Source organism: Sphingomonas bacterium, from assembly GCF_028292945.1.
GTDB lineage: Bacteria > Pseudomonadota > Alphaproteobacteria > Sphingomonadales > Sphingomonadaceae > Sphingomonas.
This window is the reverse complement of sequence record NZ_JAQGLJ010000015.1, coordinates 35,306-48,075: the sequence shown is the minus strand read 5'-3', so window position 1 is coordinate 48,075 and position 12,770 is coordinate 35,306. Positions and strand designations below refer to the sequence as shown.

Here is a 12,770-nt window from a genome sequence, read left to right as displayed (position 1 = left end):
GCTTCAGCTTTCCAGGTACCGACAAGGTGAAGGTATTCGGCACCAACCTATGGCGTTCAGGTCGTTTCGTCAGTCTGAAGGGCTTGGGATATTGGCCGGAAGCGCATCCGCTTCCGGCCGAGTACCGCAGTGCCGAGCAGCGCTCGTCGATGCTCAAAGGATAGGGCAGACGGACACGGCTCACTCCGCAGCCGGCAGGTAAACGTCCCCACCCCTCTCCCGAAGCCGCTCACTCATCTCCGCCATCCCGGCCTCCGCGTCCTCCACCGACACGAACGTCTGCACCGGCGCATTCTCCATCGCGGCAAAATCCCGCACCTCCTGCATGATCTCCATCGAGCAGAATCTGGGGCTGCACGTCGAGCAGAAGTAGGCGGCCTTGGCGGCCTCCCCAGCGGATGCGCGGCCAGTGGATCACCTTCATTCGAAAATCTCGCTGGTATCCATCCGCACGCCCCGGAGTCTTTCCGTTTCACGGTGCTCCGCCTGCAGCGCCGCTGCCGCATAGAGTAGCAGCAGCGACCGGCGGGGGGCGCCGCTGTGGTTGGTGGTCGCGCCGTGGAGGGTGTCGGGATCGAAGATCAGGATATCGCCCGCTGCACCGGTCAGCACGGTCGGCTCTGCCGCCGCCTCGCCCCCCTCGCCCTCCTCGCCGCGATGCGAGGCGGGGACGATCTGGGTCGCGCCGTTGTGTTGCGCGTAAGGGTCGAGCCAGATCATCGCCGCCATCAGCTGCCTGGGGGAGCCCGCGCCGTCCCGGTGCAGTGGCTGCGCCATATTGCCCCGGCACGGCGCGCGCCCCTCCACCTGCGACAGGAAGAACGGGGCGTTCAGCACATGCCGCGCGGCGTCGAGCAGGACCGGCAGGCGGCAGACGCGCTGCACGTACGGATCGGTGTCGAGCAGCGCGTGCTGCCAGTCGCGGCCGCGCGGCACCGGCCACTGGTCCGAAGGGAGCACGCCGGCATCGAAGGCGGCGCGCAGCGGGCCGATCCAGTCGTCGGGGACGCCGGCGCGCACCACCAGATAGCCGTGCTCGTCCAGCTCGCGTAGCGCCTGCGCATCGAGGCCCCGGCCGGCGCCAGGTGTCGCGACGGGCAAGGCATCACCGCTTGCCGTCACTGGCGGATGGTCAGTCATGCTCCCGCGCGGCTGCTCCCATGTACAGCTCGCGACCAGTCTCGTTGTAGAGCTTGCTCATCCCGGCCATCCCGGCTTCCGCGTCCTCCACCGCGACGAACGTCTCGACCGGCGCGTTCTGCTTCGCGGCGAAATCGCGGACCTCCTGCGTGATCTTCATCGAACAGAATTTGGGGCCGCACATCGAGCAGAAATGGGCGGTCTTTGCGCCCTCTGCCGGCAAGGTCTGGTCGTGGTAGTTCTCGGCCGTGTCGGGATCGAGCGACAGGTTGAACTGGTCGCGCCAGCGGAAGTCGAAGCGCGCGCGTGACACCGCGTCGTCGCGGAGCTTCGCGGCGGGGTGGCCCTTGGCGAGGTCGGCGGCGTGGGCGGCGAGCTTGTAGGTCACCACGCCGACCTTGACGTCGTCGCGGTCGGGCAGGCCGAGATGCTCCTTGGGGGTGACGTAACAGAGCATCGCGGTGCCGTACCAGCCGATCATCGCAGCACCGATGCCGCTGGTGATGTGGTCGTAACCGGGCGCGATGTCGGTGGTGAGCGGCCCGAGCGTATAGAAGGGAGCCTCCCCGCACGCCGCCAGCTGCTTGTCCATGGTCTCCTTGATCTTGTGCATCGGCACGTGGCCGGGGCCTTCGATCATCACCTGGACGTCCTGTGCCCAGGCGCGCTTGGTGAGTTCGCCCAGCGTGTAGAGTTCGGCGAACTGCGCCTCGTCATTGGCGTCGGCGATGCTGCCGGGGCGCAGGCCGTCGCCGAGGCTGTAGGCGATGTCGTACGCCTTCATGATCTCGGTGATCTCGTCGAAACGCTCGTAGAGGAAGCTCTCCTTGTGGTGGCTGAGGCACCATTTCGCCATGATCGAGCCGCCGCGGCTGACGATGCCGGTGACGCGCTTGGCGGTCAGCGGCACGTACGGCAGGCGGACGCCGGCGTGGATCGTGAAATAGTCGACGCCCTGCTCGGCCTGTTCGATCAGCGTGTCGCGGAAGATCTCCCAGGTCAGCTCCTCGGCGATGCCGCCGACCTTTTCCAGCGCCTGATAGATCGGCACGGTGCCGATCGGGACGGGCGAGTTGCGGATGATCCATTCGCGGGTGTCGTGGATGTTGCGGCCGGTGCTGAGGTCCATGACCGTGTCGGCGCCCCAGCGGATCGACCAGACGAGCTTGTCGACCTCGGCGGCGACGTTGGACGCGACGGCGGAGTTGCCGATGTTGGCGTTGATCTTGACCAGGAAGTTGCGGCCGATCGCCATCGGCTCGGTTTCGGGGTGGTTGATGTTGTTGGGGATGATCGCGCGGCCTCTTGCCACTTCATCACGAACAAACTCGGGGGTGACATGGTCGGGGATCGACGCGCCGAAATCCTGGCCGTCGCGGATGTGCGCGACCAGCGCGTCGCGGCCGATATTCTCGCGGACGGCGACATATTCCATCTCGGGGGTGATGATGCCGCGGCGGGCGTAGTGCATCTGGCTGACGTTCGCGCCGGCCTTGGCGCGCAGCGGGCGGCGGACGACGTTCGGGAAGGGCTGAACGCCGCCCGAGCGGTCGGGACCGAGCTGGCCGTTGTCCTCGGGACGGAGTGCTCTCGCGTCGTAGCTCTCGACATCGCCGCGCGCGACGATCCACTCGCGGCGGCGCTGGGGCAGGCCGGCGCCGATGTCGATGCGGGCGTCGGGGTCGGTGTACGGGCCGGACGTGTCGTAGACGTTGAGCGGCTGCTCACCCGAGGAGGGGTCGAGATCGATCGCGCGCATCGCGACGCGGTGTTCGCCGACGTGGATCTTGCGGGATCCGCGGATCGGGCCGGTGGTGACGCCGATGTCGAACTTACTGGGGATGTCGGCCATGCGTTTCGCTCCAAGGAAACGGAGCGAGCGCGGGTTTCGGGATCGAAAGCCGCTCCCTCCCTCCGCCGGTATCAACCGGATCAGGTTCGGCGGGTCCTGGACGCTCTTGCCCAATCTCAGCCGTTTGGCGGCTCCCCGGGGATGGGAGGGTAGTAGTGGCGTTGTTACGGCGGGTCCAGCGAACATCACGCGTCTGTCGATCCACCACGGATGCCATCCGGACACGAAAAGGCCGCGCGGGGTCGCCCTGCGCGGCCATTCGTTCTGCGCCTTGGATCAGTTGGCGGCGCTGGTCCTGAACACGCCGTTCAATCCCGCCGGGAAGAATGCGCCGGCGCTGACCGATGTCCGGGTGCCGTACACGATGTTCAGCACCTGCTGTGGCGTGCGGCTGTAGGCCAGCGCGTTGGCGCTGGTCGGGACCAGGTTGGACACGCCGGCCGTGCTGGGCGTCGCCGTGATGCCCTGATCGTCGTCAGGTCCGATGCCGCGGATCGCGTCCTCGGTCGGCGTGCCGTCCACCGTATCGCGAAGGTCGGAGACCTGCTGTGCGGTGGCGATCAACGCAGGCGTGGTCTGCCCGCGCGAATACAGGATCGCCCGCACCAGACCGGCATGAGAGGCCTCCGCAGCCAGGATGCCCGCCGCTGCTTCCAGGAAGGTCGCGCTGGTGAGCAAGGGCGCCGCGCCCTTGTACGCCGTCACGCCGACATCCTCGAAGATGAATGCACCGATCAGGAAGTTGTTCGGCGACTCATAAGGATCGAAGATCCCGGTCGGGCCGACCACGCCGGCGGCACGCGCCACCGCCGTGAATGCACCCGTGGCATCGCCGGAGATGTTGATCGCCGGCTGCGCCACCGCAGCCGATGCCAGCGCGGTGCGCAGGGTCGTGTGACTGCCGGCGCTAGAACGTCCAGGCCAGCCCGACCGCGCCCAGCCATTGACTGCGACTCCCCGCGACGCGGGTCACCGGGCTGTCACCGAAATCGTTGAGCAGTCGCGCATAGGTGACGCCGCCGACCAGCTTGAGCCCGTGCAGCAGGTCGCCGGTCAATGCGACGGTGGCGAGCGCGCCGACCGTATAGTTCTTCCACCCACCGCGCGCGGCATAGGCGGGCAGGCCCGACGACAGCGTCTGCGCGGGCCTGACGGTGAAATAATAGGCGGCATAGTCGTCGTCGGCATGTTCGGCCGAGGCGAACAGACCGATCGCGGCCTTGCGGCTCAACGGGGTCAGATAGTTGATCGACGGCTGCCAGATGCCGCCCTCGTGCGCGCCGGCCACGTCCTTGCGATAGGAAACCGACACGCTGAGCCGATCATAGTCGCTGGTGAAGACGCCCGTCTTGCCGATGCCGACGAAGCCGCCCAGTTCGATCGCGGTGTCCAGTTCGCCCAGCGCCCTGACGCGCGCGTCGTCGATGCCCTTGATCGACGAGCGGTTGAAATTGACCACGGCGACCGGCCCGAGCTGGAAATCGACGCCGGGGCCAGACGCGTTGGGGATCAGATCGGCCGAGAAGCGATTGCCCGCCAGCGTGAAGCTGAACCCCTTGTACGACCCGATCGCGCCCGGCGCGGCGGTGAAGCGATAATCGTCCGAGCCTTCATAATCGGGCAGGTACACCCCGCCCGCGCCGATCGTGATCGAGTCGCCGTCGGCATCCTCGGCCACACCCCCGATGTCGGGCGGCGTCGCGGTGGGCGCGCTCTGCGCCAGAACCGGAGCGGCGACGAACAGGCCAAGGAGTGCAGAGGCGAGATAGATGGGGTGCAAGGCTGTGCTCCGATAGGAGATTGTTTCCTTTGCGTAACACCTGCGCCGGCGTTTGTGTCCGGTCAGCCGTTGCTTCGCGTTGGTGGTGTTGCGGCCCTGCATCGGTGGCGAAGGTTGGGACTTACGTCGCGGCAGAGCCGCGCCGTCACGTCGGACGGGTTCGACTGCGTCGACCCGCCGGCCGAGCCTGTCGGTCGCGCGCGCAACTGCGCTGCGCGCGGACCGCCTGCGCTAGAAGATATACCGCATCCTCACGCGCTCCGCTCCCTCGTCGCCGGCCACCGCGAAGCGCGCGGCGGTGAAGCGGGGCGGGCCGAAGCGAGCGGCGGGATTGCGCGAAAAGCCATAGCCCTCGCGCGGGATGCCGGCGAACGTATCGAGCCGGCCGTTGCCGTTCTCGTCATGGATGACCGCCAGCGCGTAGAGGCCGTGGCGCAGCGCCGGCACGGTGAAGCGGCCTTGCGCGGCGGGAACGCTGAGCGTCACCGCGTCCGCGTCGTCGATGCAGGCGGGGAAATTGGCAGGGTCGGCGGTCAGGCAGACCCGGATCAGCCCCTTGGCGGAGCGCAGCTGGTCAATCGTGACGTCCAGCCGCGCCACCGGCGCCGCGCCCGCCAGCAGCGTGCTCGCCAGCGCCAGCGCCGCCGTGCCGTACAGCCGCCCTGGAGTGGTCTCGCGTAAAGTCGCCAACACCCCGGTCGGTGCCGCAGAGCCGATCCCAGACGCGGAAGTAGAGGCCATAGTTACACCCGTATTGTTCGTGGTGCCGCTGGTGATGACTGGCGGTGATCAGCCAGCCACCCAGTGGACCGCGCCACATGAACCGGGGGAAAACCTCCCATCCCATATGATTGGTCACCCCCATAACCGTCATGATCGCGAGCACCAGTCCGAGGGCGGCGACATGGATCGGAATGAGGAAGACCAGTAGCGGAATGGCCACAGCCCCGGTCAGCGCCTCCAGCGGGTGAAACGCCATTGCCGCCCAGGCGGTCGGCGGGCGGCTGGCGTGATGAACGGCATGGGCGAGCCTGAACGGCCGAGGCCGGTGCATCCAGCGATGCGTCCAGTAGAACCAGGTGTCGTGCGCGACGAGGAAGAGCAGCACGGACACCGGCAGCCACCACAGCGGATAGGCGGCGACATCGGTGTAGATCAGCGTCCACCCGCGGTTCTGCCACCCCCAGGCGACGATCCCCGCTGGCACGCCGTAAATGGCGGCGGAGGCGAGGCTCCAGCCGATCTCGCGCCGCACCTGCGCGTCGAGTCCGCGATACAGGCCAGGATGCCGCAGCCGCGTCGCCCACGCGAACCCGCCGGAGGTCAGCAGGTAGCGCACGCCGACGATCGCGGTCATCGCGACGGCGGAAAGGAAAAGCGCGAGGACGGCGGTCATCGCGGGGGCGATACAGGTCCTTGCCGTTCGCTGCCACCTTCGTCGACCTTATGCCGCCCCCAGCGTCCAGATCAGCCAGTCGCGGAACATCCGCACCGGCTTGGTCTGCAGCGCGCGCGGACGGCAGACGAACCAGTAGGAATACGGGCTCTCGACCACGATCTCGAACAGTCGCGCCAGCCGGGGATCGTCCGCGTCGACGAAGTGGCTTTCGTGCATGAACGCGACGCCCAGCCCCTGCGCGGCGGCCTCCAGCATCAGCGCGCCCGAATCGAAGTAATCGACCGCGAGCGGCTCGATGCCGCCGACACCTGCCGACTGACGCCACGCGGAGAAGGTATCGGGCATGTCGCGGTGGACCAGCACGGTGAGCTTCGACAGCTGCTCCGGCCGCATCACCGGGTCGGGGCCCTCGACCAGCGCGCGGGCGCCGATCGCGAATACGCTGTTGCGGTCCAGCCGGTCGGCGTGCAGCGCCGGGTCGACCTCGCGCGCCAGCACGATCGCCGCGTCCAGCCCGTCGCCGAGCCGGGTCACGCCGTGGCCGGCGGTGTCGATGTCGAGGTGCAGTTCGGGATGATCGCGGCGCAGATCGCCCAGGTGCGGGAACAACCGCTGGGAGGCATATAGCGGCAGCACCCCCAGCCGCAGCCGCAACAGCTCGGTCTCGCTGGTCATCGCCTCGACCGCGTCCGACAGCTGATCGAGGGCGGGCGCGAGATGCCCGAGCAGCCGCTCGCCGTCCGCGTTCAGCACCACCGCCTGGTGCCGCCGGTCGAACACCGGCTTGCCGATGAACCGCTCCAGCGACTGCACGCGACGGCTGAGCGCGGGGGCCGACAGCGAGAGTTCCTCGGCCGCCGCCTTGATGGAGCCGGTCCGCGCGACCTGGACAAAGGCTTCGATGGCTCCCAGCGGCGGCAAGCGACGCATCCGCGTTCTCCGGCACGATCCAAGTTCGCGCGATTGCACGAAACGCAAGCGTAAGCGATCACTTCGCACTTGCAACATAAAATGCCGCACTGCACATAGGACAGGCCTTTCAGGCATCCTCTCCTATAAACTTTCAAGCGCCGGCGGCCTTCGGGTAGCCGGCGTTTTTTTGCGCAGTTCGCACGCGAGCAGCAAAGCTGCGCGCCCGACGAACAAGCACGGCGGCGGGAAGCGCAGCGCTCCCGTTCGACGACGCGGCTGTGCCGCAGGGTGCCGCGAAAATGCCACCCTCGCAATCCCGGAACCCTACCCCCACTTCCCGCGCTTCCCCTTCTCCACAGGCTCGAGAAAACGACAGATGGCCGACGCCGACCCCACGACCCGCAAGATTCAGGTCGCCAACAGCCGCCCGGATGATTCCGGCCGTGGCCTCGCCCATGTCCCGCGCGCGCTGATGGCGGCGCTGGGGCTGACCGAAGGCGATGTCATCGAGGTCATCGGCAAGCGAGCCACACCGGCGCGCGCGGTGCGCCCGTACCAGGAGGACGAGGGCCTCGACATCCTGCGCATCGACGGCCTGCAGCGCGCGAACGCGGGCGTCGGGTCGGGCGATTTCGTCGAGGTGCGCAAGGTCGAGTCGAAGCCGGCGACGCGCGTCGTCTTCGCACCGGCGCAGCAGAATCTGCGGCTGCAGGGCTCGACCAACGCCTTGAAGCGGACCTTCGTCGGCCGGCCGCTGGTCAGCGGCGACATCGTCGCCACCGCCGGGCACCAGCGCGTCGACGAGATGAACCCGGTGGTGCGCAGCCTCATCACCCAGCCCGCCTATGCGTTGCAGGAGATCAGGCTGCTGGTCGTTTCGGCCGTGCCCAAGGGCGTCGTCCATATCGACGAGAATACCGAGGTCGAGCTGCGGTCGGAATATGAGGAGCCGCACGCGGCGCGCCGCGCCGACGTTACCTATGACGATCTCGGCGGCATGGCGACGACGATCGACCAGCTGCGCGAGATGGTGGAGCTGCCGCTGCGCTATCCCGAGCTGTTCCAGCGGCTGGGCGTCGACCCGCCCAAGGGCCTGCTGCTCTATGGCCCGCCCGGCACCGGCAAGACCCGGCTGGCGCGCGCGGTGGCGAACGAGAGCGACGCGCAGTTCTTCCTGATCAACGGCCCCGAGATCATGGGTTCAGCCTATGGTGAGTCGGAGGGCCGGCTGCGCTCGGTGTTCGAGGAAGCGGCCAAGAACGCGCCCTCGATCGTCTTCATCGACGAGATCGATTCGATCGCGCCCAAGCGCGGCAATGTCACCGGCGAGGCCGAGAAGCGGCTGGTCGCACAGCTGCTGACGCTGATGGACGGGCTGGAGCCGCGCGCCAATCTGGTCGTGATCGCCGCCACCAACCGGCCCGAGGCGATCGACGAGGCGCTGCGTCGACCGGGCCGGTTCGATCGCGAGATCGTGGTCGGCGTGCCGGACGAGCGCGGCCGGCGCGAGATCCTGGGCATCCACACGCGCGGCATGCCGCTGACCGACGGCGTCGATCTGGGCGAGCTGGCGCGTACCACCTATGGCTTTGTCGGCGCGGACCTGGCGGCGCTGACCCGCGAGGCGGCGATCGAGGCGGTGCGGCGCATCATGCCGCAGCTCAATCTGGAGGAGCGCACGATCCCGCCCGAGGTGCTCGACCAGCTGTCGGTCACACGCGACGATTTCCTCGGGGCGCTGAAGCGCGTCCAGCCGTCGGCGATGCGCGAGGTGATGGTGGAGGCGCCGCGCGTGCGCTGGGAGGATGTCGGCGGCCTCGACGATGCGCAGATGCGCTTGAAGGAGGGCGTCGAACTGCCGCTCAAGGATCCCGAGGCGTTCCGTCGGCTCGGCATCCGTCCCGCCAAGGGCTTCATGCTCTATGGCCCGCCCGGCACCGGCAAGACGCTGCTCGCCAAGGCGGTCGCGCGCGAGGCGCAGGCGAACTTCATCGCCACCAAATCGTCCGACCTGCTGAGCAAATGGTATGGCGAGAGCGAGCAGCAGATCGCGCGGCTGTTCCAGCGCGCGCGTCAGGTCGCGCCCTGCGTGATCTTCATCGACGAGCTCGATTCGCTGGTCCCGGCGCGTGGCTCGGGCGGCGGCGAGCCGCAGGTCACCGAGCGCGTCGTCAACACCATCCTCGCCGAGATGGACGGGCTGGAGGAGCTGCAGGCGGTGGTGGTGATCGGGGCGACCAACCGCCCCAACCTCGTCGACCCCGCGCTGCTACGCCCGGGCCGGTTCGACGAGCTGATCTATGTCGGCCTTCCCGACGAACCCGGCCGCCGCCGTATCCTGGGCATCCAGACCGCCAAGATGCCGCTCGCCGAGGACGTCGATCTCGACGCGGTCGCGCGGCGCACGGAGCGGTTCACCGGCGCCGACCTGGAGGATGTGACGCGCAGGGCCGGCCTGTCAGCGCTGCGCCGCTCGCTGGAGTCGGCGGAAGTGACGATGGCGGATTTCGAAGCCGCGCTGACCGACTCCCGCGCCAGCGTCACCCCGGAGGTGGAACGCGACTACGAACAGATGGCGTCGCGGCTGAAGCAGGACGCGAACGCGATCCAGCCGCTGGGCTTCATCTCGCCGGGCCAGCTGACGCCGAGGGGGGCGAAGGGGGTGGATTAGCCAGCCAGGTCGGCGACACGTCGATCGAACAGGCTGTCGACGACCGTAGCAAGTCCAAGCGTCGGATGATTCCGGAAGCCAGAATAGCTTTCGTTAGCAGCCGCTATCGCCGATCTCGCCGCCGCTTGCGCAGCGTCCGCTTGTCCAATGTCGTCGAGGATCAACGCTCGCGCTCCATGCCCATGATGTCGCTCTACTGGAAACGCGGCCTGCGGGACCTCTCGTTGGAGGATCTCAAGGGCGCGTGAGTAATGCACCGTTAGACCCGCCTCTGCGACCAACATCGCAAATCCGAGCCACGAGGAGGTCCGGTGACCCGGCTGCAATGCTTGCTCAGCCAGTGCTCCTTCAAATGCGTCCAACGCCGCATCAATATTGCCGGTGTCCCGGTAAATTTCGGCTCGCGTAACATAAGCGGCTGCCGCGTCGGGCTGCTCGCCAAGCTCGAAATACTGTTCGAGCAAACGCAGCGCCACATCCGGGTGTCGCTTAGCGAGGTGGATGGCTTGTATTCGCAGCGGCTGACCTTTGTTGCGAGCCCTGCGTAGCTTTGCATAAAAGCCTGATCGATCGCTGCGTTCCAGGATGTGTTGCGGAACCAAGAGTCCCGCACGCTCATGCCGGCTTTTCCCTAAGCGCCACCCACGCATAGACCGCCATCACCACGCACGCCGCGCCCGCCGTCAGATACGGCAGCGACTGCTGCATCCCGTACAGTCCGACGCCGATCGACGGCCCCAGCACGAAGCTGGCGCCGTTGACGCTCGTCACCTTGCCCGCGACCGAGCCCTGCGCCTCCGGCCCGACCGCCAGCGATGCGCCGGCGGTAAAGCCGGGGCGCGAGAAGCCGAAGCCCAGGCTGGCCAGTGCGAACGCGGTCGCGATGCCGAACAGCGACGTCGCCAGACCCGTCAGCGCCGTTCCCACCGCCGAGATCGCGAGTCCGATCAGCACCAGCTGGCGCGGGTTGAGGTTCAGCATCGGGATGATCCCCCATTGCACCAGCAGCGCCGCGCCCGCGCCCATCATCAGCACGATCCCGGTCGGCTCCAGCGCGGCGATGGGGGCCAGGTTCAACCGGTCGATGACCAGGAAGCCGATCGCCTGGCTGGTCATCGCCTGCGCATGCCCCATCACCAGACCGACGATCACCCAGGCGCGGATGCGCGGGTCGAAAAACCCGACCGGCTCGCTGCGCGACGCGGTCGCGGCGCGAACGCTCGCGCCGGTCGGCGCCCCGCCGATCGAGGGATAGGCCGACTGGGCGCCACTCGCGTCGCCCTCCGCACGCGGTTGCGGCCGGTCGTCGGGGAGCATGCGCCGCACGAACAGCCACACCAGCATGCCGAACCCGGCCATGATGAACGCCGGCCCGGCCAGCCCGACCTCTACCCCGCCGATGCTGCCCAGGATCAGCCACGGCGCGATGGCGGGGCCGACGATCGTGCCCAGCCCGAACGCCGACGCGAGCAGCGTCAGCGCCTTGGTCCGTTCCTCGCGTGTCGTGCTGCCCGCCACCAGCGCCTGCACGGCAGGGGGTGCGGCCGCCCCGAGGCTGCCATAGATCAGCCGCCCGACGATGAAGAGCGCGAACGCCGCCGGGCCCGAGATGTACCCGTTGATGCCCATCAGCAGGAACACGCCGCAGATCATCAGCGACGCCACCAGCCCGCCCATTCCGAGCAGGATCATCGTGCGCCGCCCCTGCCGGTCCGACCGGTTCGCCCAGAATGGCGCCGCCACCACCCATAGCAGCGCCGACACGGAGAACGCCGCCGCCACCGCGGCGTCGCTCACGCCAAGCGAGCGCCCCAGCGCGGGCAGCACCGATTGCAGCGCGGTGTTGGCCGCCGCCACCGTCAGCATGACCAGGAACATGAGCGCGAAATTGCGGTCGACGCGCTTGGTCACGGGACGCTCCAATCGTAATCACGCCGCACCTCGGCGACCGTTACCGTATAGCCGTCGTACCACCGCGCCCGCCCCGCCTCGCGGGTGAGGGCATGGTCGGGCTGATCGCGCCAAGCCCTGGCGGCGGCATCGTCCGCCCAGTAGCTGACGGTGATGCCGAACCCGTCGCTCCCGCGTGCGCTGACAATTCCGCGATAGCCCGGCTGCGCTTCGGCGAGCGTCTCCATGGCCGCCGCCGCCGCGCCGTACCCAGCCTCGTCGCGGCCGTTGCGCTGCGAGGTGAAGATCACGGCGACCTGACCGGCACGGCTATCGTTCATGGGCCGGCGTTACGCCGCCGCACGCGGCGCGCAACCCTTCGCCGCCAGAAAAGGTTGTGCCAGAAAAGGTTGTGCCAGAAAAGGTTGTGAGAGCGGGGCGGCTCCATTACCGCCGCGAAAACGTTGCCATGCCGCCGCCCAAGGATCAGGGAGCCCTATGCCGAGTTCGACCACTGCCACCAGGCGCGCCCGCTCCCGTGCCCCCGGCGTCCCCACCCCGTGGGGAATGTTCTTTCAGGGATTCCTGAAGCACCCGGTGATGGTCGGATCGGTCATCCCGTCGTCCGACCGGCTGATCGACAGGATGCTCGCTCCCGTCGACTGGGAGAATGCCAAGCTGTTCGTCGAATACGGCCCCGGCGTCGGCACCTTCTGCCGCCCGATCCTCGATCGTCTGGCGCCGGACGCGAAGCTGATCGCGATCGACACGAATGCCGACTTCGTCCGCTATCTGCGCCACACGATCACCGACCCGCGCTTCGCCGCCGTCAGCGGCTCGGCGGCGGACGTCGAACAGATCGTGCGCGACCACGGCCACGACGCGGCGGATTACGTGCTGTCGGGCCTGCCCTTCTCCACGCTGCCCGAAGGGGTCGGCCCGGCGATCGTCGCCGCCACGCATCAGGTCCTGCGCCCGGGCGGCGCGTTCCTGGTGTATCAGTTCTCGCCCAAGATCCGCCAATATGTCGCGGTCCATTTCGACCGCATCGACCACGGCATGGAATGGTGGAATGTGCCGCCGGCGCAGCTTTACTGGGCACACAAGGACTGATGGACCAACCCTC

Annotated in this window: 12 protein-coding genes, 1 pseudogene and 1 riboswitch; of the genes and pseudogenes, 2 read left to right on the top strand and 11 right to left on the bottom strand. The window is 68.1% G+C overall.

Annotation, left to right across the window (positions count from 1 at the left end):
- Positions 1–180 precede the first annotated feature (180 nt).
- From JWN21_RS02070 to JWN21_RS02035, 8 genes and pseudogenes are all read right to left on the bottom strand, one after another.
- Positions 181–390 (bottom strand): annotated as a pseudogene (locus tag JWN21_RS02070) (phosphomethylpyrimidine synthase ThiC); the annotation flags it as partial.
- A 30-nt stretch (positions 391–420) separates the two neighbouring features.
- The gene (locus tag JWN21_RS02065; protein ID WP_299645741.1) at positions 421–1,140 is read right to left on the bottom strand and encodes a phytanoyl-CoA dioxygenase family protein; all 720 of its coding nucleotides are present in this window, start codon (positions 1,138–1,140) and stop codon (positions 421–423) included.
- Positions 1,133–2,992, bottom strand: a complete 1,860-nt coding sequence (thiC, locus tag JWN21_RS02060) for a phosphomethylpyrimidine synthase ThiC (RefSeq protein ID WP_299645740.1) — start codon at positions 2,990–2,992, stop codon at positions 1,133–1,135. Before thiC ends, JWN21_RS02065 begins: the two co-directional genes overlap by 8 nt.
- A 40-nt stretch (positions 2,993–3,032) precedes the next feature.
- A riboswitch (TPP riboswitch) is annotated at positions 3,033–3,140 on the bottom strand.
- A gap of 128 nt (positions 3,141–3,268) precedes the next feature.
- On the bottom strand, positions 3,269–3,880 hold the full coding sequence (locus JWN21_RS02055; RefSeq protein WP_367182897.1) for a ferritin-like domain-containing protein: 612 nt from the start codon (positions 3,878–3,880) through the stop codon (positions 3,269–3,271).
- Positions 3,881–3,899: 19 nt separating this feature from the next.
- A complete protein-coding gene (locus JWN21_RS02050) occupies positions 3,900–4,772 on the bottom strand; it encodes a MipA/OmpV family protein (RefSeq protein WP_299645739.1) in 873 nt (290 codons plus the stop codon).
- 231 nt (positions 4,773–5,003) lie between these two features.
- The gene (locus JWN21_RS02045; protein ID WP_299645738.1) at positions 5,004–5,372 is read right to left on the bottom strand and encodes a DUF2141 domain-containing protein; all 369 of its coding nucleotides are present in this window, start codon (positions 5,370–5,372) and stop codon (positions 5,004–5,006) included.
- A complete protein-coding gene (locus JWN21_RS02040) occupies positions 5,347–6,168 on the bottom strand; it encodes a sterol desaturase family protein (RefSeq protein ID WP_299645737.1) in 822 nt (273 codons plus the stop codon). Before JWN21_RS02040 ends, JWN21_RS02045 begins: the two co-directional genes overlap by 26 nt.
- Before the next feature lie 48 nt (positions 6,169–6,216).
- Positions 6,217–7,101 carry a LysR substrate-binding domain-containing protein gene (locus JWN21_RS02035; RefSeq protein WP_299645736.1) on the bottom strand — a complete coding sequence of 295 codons (885 nt, stop codon included), beginning with the start codon at positions 7,099–7,101 and terminating at the stop codon, positions 6,217–6,219.
- Between the two features lie 358 nt (positions 7,102–7,459).
- Here JWN21_RS02035 and JWN21_RS02030 point away from each other — a divergent pair, with 358 nt between their 5' ends.
- Positions 7,460–9,754 (top strand): CDC48 family AAA ATPase, encoded by a 2,295-nt coding sequence (locus tag JWN21_RS02030; RefSeq protein ID WP_299645735.1) that lies wholly within the window; start codon positions 7,460–7,462, stop codon positions 9,752–9,754.
- Here JWN21_RS02030 and JWN21_RS02025 read toward each other — a convergent pair.
- From JWN21_RS02025 to JWN21_RS02015, 3 genes are all read right to left on the bottom strand, one after another.
- A complete protein-coding gene (locus JWN21_RS02025; protein ID WP_299645734.1) occupies positions 9,751–10,230 on the bottom strand; it encodes a hypothetical protein in 480 nt (159 codons plus the stop codon). The two genes, JWN21_RS02030 and JWN21_RS02025, sit on opposite strands and share 4 nt — an antisense overlap.
- Positions 10,231–10,369: 139 nt before the next feature.
- A complete protein-coding gene (locus JWN21_RS02020) occupies positions 10,370–11,632 on the bottom strand; it encodes an MFS transporter (protein ID WP_299645744.1) in 1,263 nt (420 codons plus the stop codon).
- Positions 11,633–11,661: 29 nt separating this feature from the next.
- A complete protein-coding gene (locus JWN21_RS02015) occupies positions 11,662–11,985 on the bottom strand; it encodes an antibiotic biosynthesis monooxygenase (RefSeq protein ID WP_299645733.1) in 324 nt (107 codons plus the stop codon).
- A gap of 157 nt (positions 11,986–12,142) precedes the next feature.
- Between JWN21_RS02015 and JWN21_RS02010 the strand changes: the two genes are divergently transcribed.
- Complete coding sequence (locus JWN21_RS02010; protein ID WP_299645732.1) at positions 12,143–12,757, top strand: methyltransferase domain-containing protein; 615 nt, start codon at positions 12,143–12,145, stop codon at positions 12,755–12,757.
- The last annotated feature ends 13 nt before the right edge of the window (positions 12,758–12,770 follow it).